General features: G+C 63.3%; 16 protein-coding genes. 7 read left to right on the top strand and 9 right to left on the bottom strand.

Annotated elements, in window-relative coordinates:
- The first annotated feature begins 74 nt into the window (after positions 1-74).
- The 6 genes from I0K07_RS08415 to I0K07_RS08440 all read left to right on the top strand — a co-directional run bounded on the left by I0K07_RS08415 (position 75) and on the right by I0K07_RS08440 (position 7,561).
- A complete protein-coding gene (locus I0K07_RS08415) occupies positions 75-1,946 on the top strand; it encodes an SLC13 family permease (protein WP_203292396.1) in 1,872 nt (623 codons plus the stop codon).
- A gap of 39 nt (positions 1,947-1,985) precedes the next feature.
- On the top strand, positions 1,986-2,738 hold the full coding sequence (locus I0K07_RS08420; protein ID WP_203292397.1) for an arginyltransferase: 753 nt from the start codon (positions 1,986-1,988) through the stop codon (positions 2,736-2,738).
- Positions 2,739-2,783: 45 nt separating this feature from the next.
- A complete protein-coding gene (locus I0K07_RS08425; protein ID WP_203292398.1) occupies positions 2,784-3,902 on the top strand; it encodes a TRAP transporter substrate-binding protein in 1,119 nt (372 codons plus the stop codon).
- A gap of 3 nt (positions 3,903-3,905) precedes the next feature.
- Entirely contained in the window at positions 3,906-4,685 is a 780-nt protein-coding gene (locus I0K07_RS08430; RefSeq protein WP_203292399.1) for a TRAP transporter small permease subunit, read from the top strand.
- 2 nt (positions 4,686-4,687) lie between these two features.
- A complete protein-coding gene (locus I0K07_RS08435) occupies positions 4,688-6,283 on the top strand; it encodes a TRAP transporter large permease (protein ID WP_203292400.1) in 1,596 nt (531 codons plus the stop codon).
- A gap of 171 nt (positions 6,284-6,454) precedes the next feature.
- On the top strand, positions 6,455-7,561 hold the full coding sequence (locus I0K07_RS08440; protein ID WP_203292401.1) for an AI-2E family transporter: 1,107 nt from the start codon (positions 6,455-6,457) through the stop codon (positions 7,559-7,561).
- Here the strand turns inward: I0K07_RS08440 and I0K07_RS08445 are convergent.
- Genes I0K07_RS08445 through parC form a run of 4 tightly spaced genes read right to left on the bottom strand, consistent with a single transcriptional unit; the run spans position 7,558 to position 12,278 of the window.
- Positions 7,558-8,382, bottom strand: coding sequence for a hypothetical protein (locus I0K07_RS08445; protein WP_203292402.1), 825 nt, complete (start codon positions 8,380-8,382; stop codon positions 7,558-7,560). The genes I0K07_RS08440 and I0K07_RS08445 overlap by 4 nt on opposite strands.
- Before the next feature lie 4 nt (positions 8,383-8,386).
- Positions 8,387-9,406, bottom strand: a complete 1,020-nt coding sequence (locus I0K07_RS08450; protein WP_203292403.1) for a M48 family metallopeptidase — start codon at positions 9,404-9,406, stop codon at positions 8,387-8,389.
- 3 nt (positions 9,407-9,409) lie between these two features.
- Positions 9,410-9,961, bottom strand: coding sequence for a LemA family protein (locus I0K07_RS08455; protein WP_203292404.1), 552 nt, complete (start codon positions 9,959-9,961; stop codon positions 9,410-9,412).
- A 40-nt stretch (positions 9,962-10,001) separates the two neighbouring features.
- Positions 10,002-12,278, bottom strand: coding sequence for a DNA topoisomerase IV subunit A (gene parC / locus I0K07_RS08460; RefSeq protein WP_203292405.1), 2,277 nt, complete (start codon positions 12,276-12,278; stop codon positions 10,002-10,004).
- A gap of 192 nt (positions 12,279-12,470) precedes the next feature.
- On the opposite strand from parC, the gene I0K07_RS08465 reads away from it, so the two are divergent.
- Positions 12,471-13,811, top strand: coding sequence for a S41 family peptidase (locus I0K07_RS08465; protein ID WP_203292406.1), 1,341 nt, complete (start codon positions 12,471-12,473; stop codon positions 13,809-13,811).
- A gap of 27 nt (positions 13,812-13,838) precedes the next feature.
- Here I0K07_RS08465 and recO read toward each other — a convergent pair whose 3' ends face one another.
- From recO to I0K07_RS08490, 5 genes are all read right to left on the bottom strand, one after another.
- Entirely contained in the window at positions 13,839-14,567 is a 729-nt protein-coding gene (gene recO, locus I0K07_RS08470; RefSeq protein WP_203292407.1) for a DNA repair protein RecO, read from the bottom strand.
- Between the two features lie 139 nt (positions 14,568-14,706).
- Positions 14,707-15,651, bottom strand: coding sequence for a GTPase Era (gene era, locus I0K07_RS08475; protein WP_203292408.1), 945 nt, complete (start codon positions 15,649-15,651; stop codon positions 14,707-14,709).
- The gene (gene rnc / locus I0K07_RS08480) at positions 15,644-16,330 is read right to left on the bottom strand and encodes a ribonuclease III (protein ID WP_203292409.1); all 687 of its coding nucleotides are present in this window, start codon (positions 16,328-16,330) and stop codon (positions 15,644-15,646) included. Before rnc ends, era begins: the two co-directional genes overlap by 8 nt.
- Positions 16,323-16,751 carry a holo-ACP synthase gene (gene acpS / locus I0K07_RS08485; RefSeq protein WP_203292410.1) on the bottom strand — a complete coding sequence of 143 codons (429 nt, stop codon included), beginning with the start codon at positions 16,749-16,751 and terminating at the stop codon, positions 16,323-16,325. Before acpS ends, rnc begins: the two co-directional genes overlap by 8 nt.
- Positions 16,748-16,990, bottom strand: coding sequence for a hypothetical protein (locus I0K07_RS08490; RefSeq protein ID WP_203292411.1), 243 nt, complete (start codon positions 16,988-16,990; stop codon positions 16,748-16,750). The genes acpS and I0K07_RS08490 overlap by 4 nt, the downstream gene beginning before the upstream one ends.
- Between the last annotated feature and the right edge of the window lie 69 nt (positions 16,991-17,059).

Genomic DNA, 17,059 nt, shown 5'->3' on the forward strand with positions numbered 1-17,059 from the left:
GGCTTCGCAAGTCCGCCGGACGCATGGTAGCGTCCGGGAACGGATGACCCGAACCTGTTTTTCCCGAAATCGAGATGAGTGATTTGGCGGCTGAATTGGCGGCGCTCGGCGCTTGGCAGATGTGGGTGGTTCTGGGCGGTCTGGTGATCGCCGTGGGCCTGTTTATCTGGGACCGGTTCCCGATCGAGATGGTGTCGGCGGGCATCGTCGCCCTGCTTCTGCTCTTCTTCAATGTCTTCCCGGTCGAACTGGCCGGGCATGAGGATGTGAACTGGTCGGCGCGCATGCTGGCCGGTTTCGCCAATCCGGCGCTGTTCACGATTCTCTGCCTCCTCATCGTCGGTCAGGGCATATTCCAGACCGGGGCGATGGAGGGGCCGACGCAATTCCTGCTCTCCTCTTATGACCAGCGGCCCACCCTGACCCTGGTGACGATGTTCGCCTTTGCCTTCATCGTCTCGGCCTTCATCAACAATACGCCCGTCGTGGTGATGTTCGTGCCCATCCTGGTAGCCATCGCCCACCGGATGGAACAGAGCCCGTCCAAACTCCTCATTCCGCTGAGCTATGTCTGCATTCTGGCCGGCATGACCACGTTGATCGGTTCCTCAACCAACCTTCTGGTAGCCGAACAATTGCGCGCGATCTCGGCCCTCGATCTCAACTTCTTCACGCCGACGGGTCCGGGTCTCTACCTGGCCGGGGTCGGTCTGATCTACATCGTCCTCATCCTGCCGCGCCTTCTGCCGGACCGGGCGACGATGGAGACGGAGATCGCCGGTGGTGCCAAGGGCCGTCAGTATATCGCCCAGCTGGAAGTCACTTCGGATCACCCCCTGGTCGGCAAGAAGCCGGTCATGGGCATGTTCCAGGACTTGCCGGACATGACGGTCCGCATGATCCAGCGGGGCGAACACGCGCTCCTGCCGCCCTTCGACCAGATCGAGCTGAAAGCCGGCGATCTCGTCATCGTGGCGGCCACGCGCCAGACCCTGTCCAATCTCTTCTCCAAGCGCGCCGATTTCATGCGCGGCATGCTGGCCGCCTCCGGACCAGGCGAGAACCCGACCCCGGGTGAAAGCCTGTTGATGACCGAGGCGGTCGTCGCACCGGGTTCGCGTCTGACAGGCCGCACGATCCAGCAGATCGGTTTCCGCCACGCCACGGGCTGTATCGTGCTGGGCGTGCAGCGCCGCAGCCGCATGATCCGCTCGCGCATGGGCGAGATCCGTCTGGAAGCCGGTGACACCCTCCTCTTGTTCGGGTCGGCTGAATCCATGCGTCAGCTCCGCGCCGACCGGGATTTGCTGCTGATGGAATGGGCGACCCAGGCGCTGGCCGATCCGCGCCGGGCCACTGCTGCCCGCATCATTTTCGGTGCTGTTGTGGTCTGCGCGGCCACCAGCCTTCTGCCGATTGTCGTCGCTTCCTTCCTGGGTGCGGTCGGGATGATTGCGGCGGGCTGTCTGAATACGCGCCAGGCCACGCGGGCCATCGACATGAAGGTCTTCCTGCTGATCGGCTCGGCCATCGCGCTGGGCACGGCCCTTCAGGATACCGGGGGCGCGGGACTTCTGGCCTCCGCCGTGGTGAGCGTGTTTGCGCCCTTCGGTGAGGTGGCGCTGATGTCCGCTCTCTTCATCGTGGTCGCCGTGCTGACCAATTTCCTGTCCAACAGCGCCACGGCCATCCTGTTCACACCGATCGCGATAGGGGCCGCCGAACAGATCGGATCAGACAATACGATCCTCTTCGCCCTGACCGTGCTCTTTGCAGCAAACACCTGTTTTGCAACGCCGATCGGCTATCAGACCAATCTGCTCGTGATGGGTCCGGGCCATTACCGCTTCTCCGACTACATCCGGGCCGGCGCGCCCATGGTGATCCTGTTTTGGCTGGCCTTTACGATTTACATCTCTGTGCTCTACGCGTTTGGATGGGCGTGAGTTAGTCTGTCCACGAAGCAGTAGCGACAAGCCCGGCCCGTGACCCATCCGTTTGCGACACGCCAGATACCCTTTTTCCTGACAGCGGCCTCGCCCTGTCCCTACCTGCCGGGCCGGTGGGAGCGGAAAGTCTTTACCCGGATCGATGTCGGCGAAGGCCCCGCCCTCAATGACGCGCTGACCCATGCCGGCTTCCGCCGCAGCCAGGGCGTGCTCTACCGGCCGGCCTGTGAAGCCTGCGACGCCTGCAAGTCCGTCCGGATCGATGTCGCCGAATTCGACTGGAAGCGCCGCTGGCGCAAAATCCTCAACCGCAATGAGGATCTGACGGTCTCGACCGAAGCCCAGACCGCCACGCTGGAACAGTTCGATCTTCTGTCGCGCTATCTCAATTCGCGCCATGGCGATGGCGACATGGTGGGCATGTCCTTCGGCGAATACGTGATGATGGCCGAGGAAGGCGCCCAGCGCACCCATATCGCGGAATACCGCGACGCGGCGGGCGAGCTGACGGCCAGCGTCCTGACGGATGTCCTCAAGGACGGGCTGTCGCTGATCTATTCCTATTTCGACCCAGAACAGGACCGCCGCAGCCTGGGGGCTTTCATCATCCTCGACGCAGTCCGCCAGGCCGAGGCGGCCGGCCTGCCCTTCGTTTATTTGGGCTATTGGGTACGCGACAGCCGCAAGATGAACTACAAGGCCCAGTATACACCGCTGCAAGTTCTCACCAGTTCGGGCTGGCAGGCCCTGTCCGAACTGGATATCCATGAGGATGACGAGGAAGAATGACGCAGTGGCGCAGCGCGCCGCCAGTGATTCCCGGGGGAGACGGACATGGATCGACGTACATTCATCAGCGGTGGCGCCATCGCTGCCGCCACGGTTGCGACCGCTTGCGGGGAAACCGGACAGGAAAACACCGGACCGGCCGCTCCGGCGGTCAATCGCGGCGTCACCCGCCTGCGCATGGTGACCACCTGGCCGGCGAATTTCCCGGGCCTGGGTACCGCTGCCAATAATGTCGCCGATTACATCAACCGCATGTCCGGCGGTTCGCTGGAAGTGCGCGTCTACGCGGCCGGCGAGATCGTCAGCGCCTTCGAGGCCTTTGATGCGGTCTCCGAGGGCACGGCGGACATGTATCACGGCGCCGAATACTATTGGCAGGGCAAATCCCCGGCCTTCAACTATTTCACCGCTGTTCCCTTCGGCATGACCGCCTATGAGATCATGGGCTGGGTGGAATATGGCGGCGGCCAGGCGCTCTGGGACGAGCTGTCCGGCGGCTTCAACATCAAACCCTTCCAGGCCGGCAATTCCGGCCATCAGATGGGCGGCTGGTTCAAGCGCGAGATCAATACGCTGGACGATTTCCAGGGCCTGCGCATGCGGATTCCGGGCCTGGGCGGCAATGTGCTTCGCGAACTGGGCGGCGCCGCTGTCACCCTGTCCGGCGGCGAAATCTATCCGGCCCTGCAGAACGGCACGATCGACGCCACCGAATGGGTCGGCCCCTGGAATGACCTCGCCTTCGGCTTCTACCGCGAAGCCCCCTTCTATTACGGTCCTGGTTTCCATGAGCCGGGCGCCTGCCTGAGCGTCGGCATCAATCGCGGCGTCTGGGATGGGCTGGCCGATGACCACAAGGCGATCATCGCCTCGGCCTGCCGCACGGCGAACAATCTCTCCCTTGCCGAATTCCAGTACCAGAACGCGCTGGCGCTGGACGTGCTGCTCAATGAGCATGGCGTGCAGCTGCGTCATTTCTCCGACGAGATCTGGGAACAGATCGGCACGATCTCCGAACAGGTCGTCGCCGATACCGGCAATGCCGACCCCTTCACGCGCCAGGTCTATGACAGCTATCTGGATGCGCGCGACAAGATGCGGGGCTGGGGCCGGATTTCCGAACTCCCCTACATGGCCCAGCGCGAACGCGTGCTCGGCGGCTAGATCATGCGTGACGGCGACCGCCTGATCCTGGCCTGCCTCATTCTCGCTGTGGCGCTGGTCATCCTGGATGGTGTCAGCGGCGGCGGTGTCGCCGGCTGGGCGCAAGCCAATCTCCCCGGTATCGCCCACACATTCGGCCTGTGGGCCGGACGGATCGGCATCGTGCTGGCCCCGCTGGCCTTCCTGCCGCTTGTCACAGGAATTCTCGGCCGTTTCATTAAAATGCGCGGTCTTGTCTGGACCCTGCACGACCGGGTTATCCGTCTGATAGAGACCATCACCCGCTCCATCGGCGGCGCGGCTCGCTGGTTCGCCCTGGGCCTGGTCATCGTCACCGCCGTGATCGTGGTGCAGCGCTATGTCTTCGGTTTCGCCTCGACGAAACTGCAGGAGAGCGTGATCTACATGCACGCCCTGCTCTTCCTGCTCGCCTCGGCCTCTGCCCTGCTGAGTGGCGGACATGTCCGGGTCGATGTCTTCTATTCCAAGGCCTCCGAGAAGGCGAAAGCCTGGATCGATCTGTTCGGCACCTATCTCGCCCTCATTCCGATGAGCGCGCTCATCCTCTGGTCCTCGACCGGATACATGGCCTCGGCCTGGCGCATTCTGGAGCGTTCGCGCGAGAGTGACGGCCTTCCCTTTGTATTCATTCTGAAAACGGCCATTCCCCTCTTCGCCATCCTGATGATCATCCAGGGTGTGGCGATGGCCGCCCGCGCCGCCATGACCCTGGCCGGCCAGAAAACGCCCGACCTTCCGGCATCGCTGGAGGCCGAGGTCTGAGCATGACACTCTTCATCGAACTCCTGCCCTTCCTCATGTTCATCGCGGCCTTTGCCGCGCTGTTGCGGGGCTATCCGGTGGCCTTCACCCTGGCCGGTGTGGCGCTCGTCTTCGCGCTGATCGGGATCAGCCTGAACCTGTTCGACCCGATCCATTTCCGGGCCTTCCCGCAGCGCATCTACGGCAATCTGATGGAGATGGACCGGTCCATCCTCGTCGCCGTCCCGCTATTCGTCTTCATGGGCGTGATGCTGGAAAAGTCCAAGATCGCCGAGGAATTGCTGGAAGCCATGGGCGCCCTGTTCGGCTCCCTGCGTGGCGGTCTGGGCATCTCCGTCGTGGTCGTGGGCGCCTTGCTGGCCGCCTCGACCGGCATTGTCGGCGCCACCGTGGTGACGATGGGGCTTCTGTCCCTGCCCACCATGCTCAAGCGTGGCTACGACCCAGGCCTTGCCGCCGGCTCCATCGCGGCTTCCGGCACGCTGGGACAGATCATTCCGCCCTCCATCGTGCTGGTTCTACTGGGCGACCAGATCTCCAATGCCTATCAGGAAGCGCAACGCGCCCAGGGCATTTTCTCGCCGGATATCGTGTCTGTCGGCGATTTGTTTGCCGGTGCCCTGATCCCGGGCCTGCTCCTGGTCGGTCTCTACATCGCCTATCAGATCGCCATGGCCATCTGGAAACCGGAAAGCGCGCCAGCCACGCCGCGCGATGAGGCCAAGGCGGATTGGGGTGCCATCCTGCACGCCCTCGTACCGCCGCTCGCTCTCATCATCGCCGTCCTGGGCTCCATCCTGGCCGGCCTGGCTACGCCGACCGAAGCCGCCGGCGTTGGTGCCGTCGGCGCGACCTTCATCGCCGGCGCCCGAAATGCCGGTGCCAAGACCAATGCCAAGCGTGGACAACTCCTCGCCTATGCCGGCCTTTTCTCCCTGGTCGCCCTCATCGCCCTCGTCATCATCCCCAACCTGATTTCGGGCGAACGGTATTTCGTGAGCGATTTCGGCCTGCCGGGCATGCTGGCCGCCGGACTTCTCTGCCTCATCACCCTGGCAGGAGCCGGGCTCAGCCTGATCCGCCTCAAGCGCTCCGGCGTGTTGGACGAGGTGATGTCCTCCACGGCGACCATCTCCGCCATGGTCTTCGTCATCCTGATCGGGGCCTCGCTCTTCTCCCTGATCTTCCGGGAGCTCGGCGGGGATGACACGGTGGCCGACGCCCTGCGCGCCGTGCCCGGCGGTGTGTTCGGCGCGCTGGCCGTGGTCATGCTGGTCATGTTCATCCTCGGCTTCTTCCTCGACTTCATCGAGATCACCTTCGTCGTCGTGCCGATCGTCGCCCCCATCCTGTTGATGATGGGCGTGGACCCGGTCTGGCTGGGCGTGCTGATGGCGATGAATCTCCAGACCAGCTTCCTCACCCCGCCCTTCGGCTTCGCGCTCTTCTATTTGCGCGGCGTCGCGCCCGCGAGTGTGAAGACGATGGATATTTATCGCGGCGCCATTCCCTTCGTGATCATCCAGATCCTGGCGATCATCGCCGTCGCCGCCGTGCCCTGGCTGGCGACCGGGCTGCCGGGCCTGCTCTATGACTAGGGCCAAATCCGTCCTTCCCCTTGATGGGGAAGGTGGCTCGTCGCGAAGCGTCGAGACGGAAGGGGTGAATCCCGGAGTGCGCCATTTCATGGATCTCGCCCCCACCCACTCCACCATTGCTGCGCAATGGTCCCCCTCGCCCATCAAGGGCGAGGAGAATAGAGCCCGGCCATGACCCCGCATCGCAAGCTCGAGCTGCAACGCGCTTTCATCGCGGCGCTGGCCCTGATCATTTCCGGCGTTTTCGTCTGGATGATCCGGGACTATCTCGCCGCGCTTTTCCTGGCCGGTGTTCTGGCGCTCTTCCTGGCCCCGCCGCATGACTGGCTGGCGAAGACACTGGGTGATCGCCGTGGACTGGCGGCGGGCCTGCTGGTCACCGTCTCCATCCTGGCTTTCGTCGTGCCCGCCACCATCTTGCTCGGCGTCATTGCCGACCAGGCGATCGAGGTCACCCAGATGGTCTCGCCCTGGGTTCAGGAACAGGTCAATCTGATCCGCCAGGACGGGCTGACCGGCCTGCCGGACTGGCTGCCCTTCCGCGACGAGATCATTGAATACCAGGCCAGCGTCACGGCCCAGCTGGGCAATTTGGCCGGCACGGTCGGCCGTGTGCTGGTGAACTCCCTGCGTGCGGGCACAGGCGGTTTCCTGATCGCCACGCTCAACACCTTCATCCTGATCTATGCGCTCTATTATTTCCTGATGTCCGGCCGCACCCTGGGACGTTCCGCCGTCTCGCTCCTGCCGATGACCAAGGAAGGCCGCGACCTCCTGGCCGAACGCGCCCTGTCGACCATCCGCGCGACAGTGAAGGGTTCCTTCCTGATCGCCATTGTACAGGGCGTACTGACTGGGATCGGCCTCTTCGTGGCCGGTGTTCCCGGCGCAATCTTCTGGGCCGCCATTGCCGCCCTCCTGTCCATCATCCCGATGATCGGACCGCCGCTGATCTGGATCCCGGCTGCCGCCTGGCTGATCGGTACCGGCCACTATATTGCCGGTGCAGGCTTGGTGATCTGGGGCGCGCTCTTCGTGGGCACGTCGGACAATATCCTGCGCCCGATCCTGGTCGGCAAGGACGCCAAAATGTCCGACCTCATGGTGCTGATTTCAACCCTGGGCGGGCTGACCCTGTTCGGTGCGGTCGGCATCATTCTCGGCCCGGTCATCGCCGCCCTCTTCTCCTCGATCTGGTTCCTCTTCCGCGAGACCTATGCGGGCCTGCTGGATGAAGACGAAGATGAGGAAGAAGACGCGGACGATATCGAGGACTAGCCGCTGAACCCGGCTTCCAGCTCCCGCAGGAAGCGGCTCACTTCGCGCATGGTCAAACGCCCGGCCAGAGCCTCGCAATCCATCCGCGGAGCCGGGGCGACATCATCGCGCGCTGCGCGGATCGTCTCGACGAAACGGCTGATCTCGCCCGCTCCGGAGGGCAGGTCCGCAATCCGCCGGCTGAAGGCCTCGAACGCCGCCCTGTCTGCCGATCCCGGCACTTCCAGCGCCGCGTATAGCGCCTCGATATAAGCCCGATAGACCGGCGGCCGCATGGCGACATAATCCGGCGAATGGCCGTCAAAGAGATGCCCGTAGAGCTCGCCATAGGCGCCTTGGTCGCCCCCCACACCCGTCGTATGGGCATAACTGTCACCCAACGCATGGATGATCAGCCCGCTCTGCCAGATGTCGGCATTTTCGCCTGCAGGCCGATTGGCCAGGCTGCGCTGAAGATCGGCGCGCCGCCGGTCCACCGCTTCGGGTCCCCCGCCATGCAGGGAATGCAGCACGCCGACGATCCGGTGGCGGTAAGTCCAGCCGCCAAAGCTCGCCCACACGCTCACCTGGGGCGCCGCAAAGCGCAGGGCCAGATCATCCGCCGCTTCATTGTAGAAAGACAGGAGCGCCGCCTCACGCGGTGAGCGACCGGCCATGACGGCGACCAGATAAGTCGTGTCCTGGTGGCCATCGCGATTGTATTTGGCGTCCGGAAAAGGATCGACGCAGCTGGGATTGAGCGTGCGATAGCCGGGGGTGGAACAGGCGCTGACCGCCAATCCGGCCAGGGCGGCGAAGGCCATGGATTTCCAGCCCGCCATCAGATCAGACCTCCGGCACGCTGGACCGGCCCAGCCCGGGCGTCCCGCCGGCATATTTCACCAGCATCTCGATCCGTTTCGGGATCGGCGGGTGGGTGGCGAACACGCCCATGAAGCCCTGTTTGGGGTTCTCGATGAACATTTCACGGACCTCGTCCGGCGCGTCCTCGATATCGGCATGGCCGGAAATCTTGCGCAAGGCGGAGATCATCGCGTCGGGGTTATGGGTCAGCTCCACCGCCCCGGCATCGGCCATGTATTCGCGCCGGCGGGACAGGGAGAAGCGGATCAGGATCGCCAGGACATAGGCCACGACCAGAATGGCAATCGCGGCCACGATGACCAGACCGCCTCCGCGCCCGCCGGACCGGCGGTCGCCCCCGGCCCGCATGCCGAGCCAAAAAATGCGGCGAAAAACGATCTCGGCCACGAAGGAAATGATGCCGACAAAGATGATCGCGATCACCAGGAGGCGGACATCCTTGTGGCGGATATGGGAAAGCTCGTGCGCAATGACGGCTTCCAGCTCGGCATCATCCAGCCGCTCCATCAAGCCGCGCGTCAGCGTCACCGTATACTGACCCTCATGCAGGCCGGAGGCATAGGCATTGAGGGCCGGCGTCTCGATGACCGCCAGTTTCGGCATGGTCATGCCGCGCGAGATGCAGAGATTTTCCAGCAGGTTCCAGGCCCGCATCTCCTGCTGGCGGGTCACCGGGCGGGCACCGGTCGCTGCATTGATCATGGCCTGATGACCAAACCAGGCGATCACGAACCAGATGCCTGCCAAGCCCAGCGACCAGGCGGCAATCAGGGGCAGGCGCTGCAGCTCGGCCTGCCAGAAATCGGGCACGCCACCGCCCTTGCCGCCGGAGACGGCATAGGGCTCAGCGACCCCGAACATAAGCCAGGTCACCGCCACGCCGAGCAAGATCAGCAGGACCGGGAACCCGGCCAGTAGCAGGACGGATTTGAGATTATTGTTCCAGATATGGGAGCGAAGTCCGGTCGCACCCAGGAACATGGCCTAGAACTGCACTTTCGGGGCGGCGCGCTCGCTCTCGCCGGCTTCGAAATAGTCGCGCGACTTGAAGCCGAAGGAGTTGGCAATCACCACCGCCGGGAATTGCTCCAGCGAGGTGTTGTACTCATTGACCGCATTGTTGAAGAAGCGGCGGGCGGCAGCGATCTTGTTTTCCAGATCGGCCAGCTCGGTCTGCAGTTTCAGGAAGTTCTCGTTCGCCTTCAGGTCCGGATAGCTTTCCGACAGGGCGAAGAGCTGGCGCAGCGCGCCGGAGAGCATGTTCTCCGCCTCGGCCAGGCCTTTCAACGAGGTTGCATCAATCGCGGTCTGGCGCGCCTTGATGACGTTTTCCAGCGTCTCCTGCTCGTGCTTGGCATAGCCCTTCACGGTCTCGACGAGATTGGGCACCACGTCATGGCGCTGTTTCAGCTGGACGTCGATATCACCCCAGGCCTGGTTGCAGGTCTGTCGCAGGGCGACGAGCCGGTTGTAGATGACGACCAGGACAATGCCGAGGCCGATAAGCAAGATCAGAACGATAAGTCCGGCGTCCATGACAAACTCCTGTCGGTGCAACCAAGGGGTTGAGTGTTACCTATTCCGCTTTCGCCTGTGAAGCGAGGAATTCCGAGCCCCGCGGGGCAAAGCGCAGCGAGCGCGGGAAGCCGCGCGGTGCCATCTTGCCGGCCTGGGCCCGTTTCGCGGTCCACAAATGCCAGTCATCCAGATTGAAGCGGCGCCCGGCCCCGTCCAGCCAGGTCAGCCCCTCTTCTGCCGTGAAGGTCGTGGCATCGGCCAACAGGGCCCCCTTGCCGCCGAGCAGACGCACACCCTTGCCGCGCGACATCATCGGGATGTCCTCGAGCGGGAAGACCAGCAGTTTCTTGTTCTCGCCGATCACGGCGCAAGTATCGCCCATGGCCGGGATGCAGAGCAGGGCTTCGCTGCCCTCGACCAGGTTGAGGATCTGCTTGCCGCCCTTCTTCATGGCGACACAGTCCTTTTCCTGGATTCGGAAACCGGTATTGCCGGTCGAGGCGACCAGCAGCGTGCGTTCCGGATCGTATTTGAACAGGCCGATCGGGGCGGCATCCTCGGGCAGGTCGACATGCAGGCGAACCGGTTCGCCATGGCCCCGGCCGCCCGGGAGTTTGGAGGCTTCCAGCGTGTAAAATTTCCCGTCCGTGGCGAACATGAGGAGCTTGTCCGTCGTCTCGCACTTCACGGCGAAGGCGGAGCGGTCGCCCTCCTTGAATTTCAGCTCGGTGACGTCGTTGATATGCCCCTTCAGCGCGCGCACCCAGCCGCGCTCCGACAGAACGGCCGTAATCGGCTCGCGCACCACGAAGGCTTCGATCGGCGCGTCGCCGGCAATGTCCGGCGCTTCGCCGAAGATGGAGCGGCGCTTACCCAGGGGCGTCGTCTCGGCATAGTATTCGCCGACCTCGGCCACTTCGCCGCGCACTTTTTCCCACTGCTTCTCGGTCGAGCCGATCAGCGCTTTCAGCTCGGAACGCTCCGACCGCAGGGACTTGTCTTCCTTGCGGATTTCCAGCTCTTCCAGCTTGCGCAGAGCGCGCAGGCGCATGTTGAGAATGGCTTCGGCCTGGCGCTCGGTAAGCGAAAAGGTCTCGATCAGCTTGGCCTTGGGCTCGTCCTCGAAGCGGATGATGCGGATCACCTCGTCCAGATCGGCATAGACGATGAGATAGCCGGCCAGGACTTCCAACCGGTCTTCCACCTTGGCCAGACGCGTCTGGGCGCGGCGCACGGCCACCTCGCGGCGGTGCTCCAGCCAGATTTCCAGCACTTCCTTGAGACCGATCACGCGCGGCGTACCGGTCGGGTCGAGCACATTCATGTTCAGCGAGATCCGGCTTTCCAGATCGGTCAGCTTGAACACGCTCTCCATCAGCATTTCCGGATCGACGAGCTTGGATTTGGGCACCAGGACAAGACGGATATCCTCCGTGCTCTCATCCATCACATCGTCCAGCAGGGGCAGTTTCTTGGCGTCCATCAACTGGGCGATGCGTTCGACCAGTTTGGACTTCTGCACCAGATAGGGGATCTCGGTGATGACGATCTGCCAGGTGCCCCGGCCGAGATCTTCCTTTTCCCATCTGGCGCGCACGCGGAAACCGCCGCGGCCGGTCAGATAAGCTTCGCGGATCGCTTCGGCCGGCTCGACAATCGTGCCGCCGGTCGGGAAATCCGGTCCCTGGACGTGCTTCAGCAGCGCATCCGTATCGCTCTCCGGATTGTCGATCAGCGCCGTGGCCGCGGCGCAGAGCTCGGCGACATTGTGCGGCGGGATGGAGGTCGCCATGCCCACAGCAATGCCGGTCGAGCCATTGGCCAAAAGGTTCGGAAACGCGCCCGGCAGGACGAGCGGCTCACGCTCGGATCCGTCATAGGTCTCCTCGAAATCCACCGTGCCGTGCTCGATATCGGCCAGCAGCAGCTCGGCCGCCTTGGTCAGGCGGGCTTCGGTGTATCGCATGGCGGCAGCGCTATCGCCGTCAATATTGCCGAAATTCCCCTGCCCCTCGACCAGCGGATAGCGCGAGGCGAAATCCTGGGCGAGACGCACCAGCGCCTCATAAACCGACTGGTCGCCATGGGGGTGATATTTACCGATCACATCGCCCACGACACGCGCCGACTTCTTGAACGCCTGGTCCGGGTTCAGCTTCAGCTCGCGCATGGCGTACATGAGACGCCGGTGGACCGGTTTCAGACCATCGCGTGCATCCGGCAGGGCCCGCTGAGTAATCGTCGAGAGCGCATAGGCCAGATAGCGCTTGGACAGCGCTTCATCGAACTTTTCCTCGACGATATGCCCGCCATCGGGATCGAAATGCTCACCCATGTCTCAACGCCTCGTGATTCGGTCAGTCATCACTATAGCGGACAGGACTGGCGAGGCAGGGCCACAGCGCAGGATTAGCTGTGGGGAAGCGGGGTTTCACCCACCGCCGACCTTACCCGCATTTAAGCTTCCGTCCGGGAAACGGAAAATCCAGCCTGTTACGCAATTGAGTTAGATAATTGGGGAAATGCCATGAAGTTTGGAATATTGCAGGCAGGTATCGCTGCTCTTTGGGGAATTCATGCGTTCAGCGTTGCTGGCGCGCAGGACATGTCGGACCCGGTCCGGGCCGGGGAGACTGCAATTGCCGAAATCGCTGGGCTGATTTCTGAGAATTACTATGACGCAGCGGGCGGCGAACACATTGCCCGGGACATGATCCGCTTTGCGGGCCGCGAAGAGATTGCGTCCCTGGGAGCGGGCGACGAACTGGCCGCCGCGCTCACCGCGCATCTGCAGGAGCAAGACCGGCATTTCGACGTCCGCTGGCGCGGCGTTGAGGAAATTGCCCTCACCCGCGCGGAGTGGGCCGCCCTGGACGCCGCCGAGGCGCAGCCGCAATCCCCCGACATTGACCGCTGGGCCAGCCTGCGGCGGCGCAATTTCGCCTTCGCCGATGTCAGCGTGCTGGATGGAAATATCGGCTATATCAATCTGACCGGATTTGCGCCGCTGGAACCTGCCGAGGCCACGGCGCGCGCGGCTCTGGACTTTGTCGCCTATACCGACGCCATCATCATCGATCTGAGAGAGAATGGCGGCGGCGCTCCGGAAATGGTGCAATATGTGTTGAGCCATTTCCTGCCCGGCGGCGAGAACCGTCTCTACAATACATTCCGGTCCAGAAACGGCGATGTGCAGGAGATGCACACGCTGTCTGATCACCCGGCCGGACATCGCCCGCATGTGCCGCTTTATGTCCTGGTCTCGCCGGACAGCCTGTCTGCAGCCGAAGCCCTCGCCTACCATCTCCAGGCGATGGGCCGTGCCGTCATTGTCGGGGAGGTCACGGCAGGCGGCGGCAATCCCGGGGAGATTTTCCTCGCGGACAGCGGTTATTCCATCTTCATCCCGACGGCGACATCCATCAGTCCGTTCACCGGAACCAATTGGGACGGAACGGGCGTCCAGCCCGACCTGATGATCGAGGCCGGAAATGCCTTCGACCGGGCCTTGATGGAAATCTACGCCCGTATTGCCGAGACCGCCGAGGATCCCGGCACGGCCATGCTGGCGGCCTGGCAATTGGCGCCCCTGCAGGCCCGTTTCACGCCCTGGACTCCAGGCCCGGACGAGCTTGAGGCCTTCGTCGGAACCTATGGCCCGAGGCGGATCTGGCTGGAAAACGGGACGCTGATGTACCAGCGCGAGGGACGTCCGGAAAACTCCCTGCTCCCTATGACGCCCGGAACATTCCGCTTTGCTGACAGCGAGGACTATCTCATCGACTTCCTGAACTATTCCGAGGGTCAAGCTGAAGCGATGATGATCCGTGTCGAGGCCGGTGCCACACCGCCGACGCCGCGCTCCTGAACCCGGCAGGGGCGGTTCTGGCGAAAGCTATAACCGCCCCACCCGCTCCAGCTCGCTGATCAGACGCCCCCGCGCTTCAGGCAATTGCTTGTCGACCGGCCACAAGACCCGTCGTTCCAGGAAATAGCCCGTCAACTCCAGCCCCTTGGCGATATCGCCCTCTTCAATGGCGCCGCGTCCGCGCATGAAGCCGGGCAGCTCCAGGAGTTTGGCGGCATAGGGGGCGGCTTCCTCGCGGCAGACGGCGCGGCCGGTGCGCGGTGAGACATGGGTGAGATCCTCGGTCTCGCCGGTGACCACACATTTAGCGAGGTCGAGCCCATAGCCCAGATCGGACAGCAGGCCCGCCTCCCAGCGCACATAGATGGCCGGCCAGAGATCCGGGTCTTCGAAGGCCTGCAGAAGAAGCTGAAAACCGGCATGCACCGCGGGATGCGCCTCGCGCTCCGGCAGGGCCATGACAGCCAGGGCACAGGCGGAATTGAGCCCGGCCAGGGCGGTGCGGTCTTCCATCACGGCGCCGGCGCCCAGATCATCGGCCTCGATCTGGAACATGCCGAGATGTTCTGACAGACGCGCCCGCCAGCTTGCCAACACCTGGTTTCCCGGCTGCAGCACAGGCCGCAGGGCCCGCGAACGCGCGCCCTTGACCAGACCGGCATGCCGGCCCTGGTTTTCCGTCAGGATATCCACGATGGCACTGGTTTCCCCGTGCGGCCGCACCTGGAGAACAATGCCGCGATCACGCCATTCCATGGGGGTGTTATGCCTGAGTCTCACGGAGGCAGGTATCCGCTGCTTCAGACAAATTCTCCGTCATCCTGACGAAAGTCAGGACCCAGTCGGCCGGATGGACTGGGTCCCGGCATGCGCCGGGATGACGGTGATGAGCGGACTAATCCACATCAAAATCCAGACCGACATCCTTGTAGTGCGAACGCCGCGCCATCCACTTCGCGTCGACCTTCACATTGAGGAAGAGGTGGACCTTGCAGCCCAGGATTTCCTCCATCTCCTTGCGGGCGGCCTCGCCGATGGCTTTCACGGCGGAACCGCCCTTGCCCAGCACAATCGGCTTTTGCGTGTCGCGCTCGACGATGATGGATTGTTCCACACGCAGGGAGCCATCACGCAGCTTCTTCCAGACCTCGGTCTCGACCATGGAGGCGTAGGGCAATTCCTCGTGCAGGCGCAGATAAACTTTCTCGCGCGTGATCTCGGCAGCGAGAATGCGCGAGGGCAGATCGGCGACCTGGTCTGCCGGATAGTGCCAGACGCCCTCCGGCATTTTCTCCGCCAGGAAGCTCTTGAGTTGTTTCACGCCGGACCCAGTCTTGGCGGAAATCATGAAAACGTCGGAATAGACGCCGGTCTCGAAAAGGGCCTGGGACATGGCCAGGAGTTTGTCGCGCGGGATCAGATCGACCTTGTTGAGCGCCAGGATCGCCTTGCGGCCGGACTTTTCCAGACCGGCGGTGACGCGGTTGTCATCATCCACCATCAGCCGGTCGCCGCTCTTGGGTGTGCCGTCTTCCAGACGTGAGCGGGCGCCCGCATCGATTACATGGACCACGGCATCGGCATCCTCGGCCCCGGCCCAGGCGGCGGCGACCATGGACTTGTCCAGGCGGCGCTTGGGCGCGAACACGCCGGGCGTGTCGACCAGGATGATCTGGCTGCCGCCCTCCAGGGCCACACCGCGCACGGCAAAGCGCGTGGTCTGGACCTTGTGGGTGACGATGGAGACTTTCTCACCGACCAGCGCATTGGTCAGGGTGGATTTGCCGGCATTGGGCGAACCGAGAATGGCGGCGAAACCGCACCGGGTTTGATCAGACATGCTGTCCTTCACGTTTCAAAAGCGTCGTGGCGGCCTCGCGTTCGGCTGCCTGTTTGGAACCGCCCTCGCCCACCGCCGGATCGAGCGGGGCGACAAAGACTTCCACCGTGAACACCGGACGATGATCCGGGCCGGAGCGTTCCGTCAGAGTATAGCGCGGCGCGGCATGGCCGACACGGGCCGCCCATTCCTGCAGCGCGGATTTGGGATCCTTGGGCTTGGCTTTGAGAGCCTCGATCTTGGCGCCCCAGAAACGGTCATAGAAGGCCTGCACCGCGGGACGCCCGCCATCGAGATAAATGGCCGCGATCAGCGCCTCACAGGCATCGCCGAGGATGGAAGTCTTGTCGCGGCCACCGCCCTTGTCTTCCGACCGGCCCATTTTCAGCGCCTCGCCCAGACCGATATCGCGCGAGACATCGGCGCAGGTTTCCTTGCGCACGAGCGAGTTCAGTCGCGGTGCGAGGGCGCCCTCATCGGCCTTGTCGAAGAGTTTGAACAGGGCTTCCGCCGTCATCAGGCCGAGCACACGGTCGCCGAGAAATTCCAGCCGCTCATAGGAGCGCACACCCTTGCGGCCATCGCCAAAACTGGCATGGGTCAGGGCGCGGTCGAACAATTCGCGATCCTGGAATGTGTAGCCGATGCGCGCTTCCAGCCGGGCTTTCTCGTCAGCCATGCGCCATCCCGTCCAGATGATGGCCCAGCGGATGCACCTCGATCACCACGAAGGCCTGGGCATAGGGATGGTCATCCGTGATCGTGATATGGGTGAAGGCCTGATAGCCTTGCGGGGTCAGCGCCTGCAAGCGCTCCAGCGCCCGGCCGCGGAATTCCAGGGTCGGCTTGCCCCCGGGCAGGTTCACCACGCCGATTTCCTTCCACGACACACCGCGCGCAATCCCGGTGCCCAGTGCCTTGGCGCCAGCCTCCTTGGCCGCAAAACGCTTGGCATAGCTCGCCGCCCGCATCCGCCGCTTGTCGGATTTTGCCTGCTCTATCTCGGTGAAGACACGCTGCACGAACCGGTCGCCGAAACGCTCCAGCGATTTCTCGATACGCCGGATATCCATCAAGTCGGAGCCGAGGCCGATGATCATTTCGCACCCCGCTTCACGAGACTATCGCGTCCCCGCCAGGCGCTGCCCAGCATGGGGATCGCCAAAGCGAGCAAGGACAGTGCAAATCCATTGAGCATGCCGTAGCGCTCAAATCCCATTGCGAACATCACTAGGCTGGCCACAACCACCAAGACGCCTGAAAGGCCAAAAGCCGGAATCGGCGCTCGAAGACCAAGAAACATGCAGCCGATCAACATCATCTCGATGATGATCAGCATCACGTTCCCTGATGCAAATGCAATCGCTCCGAAAAGTACGATCACCGCAAGCAGCCCCAATAAGGCGAC

This window comes from Maricaulis parjimensis, assembly GCF_016817355.1.
GTDB classification, from domain to species: Bacteria; Pseudomonadota; Alphaproteobacteria; order Caulobacterales; family Maricaulaceae; genus Maricaulis; species Maricaulis parjimensis.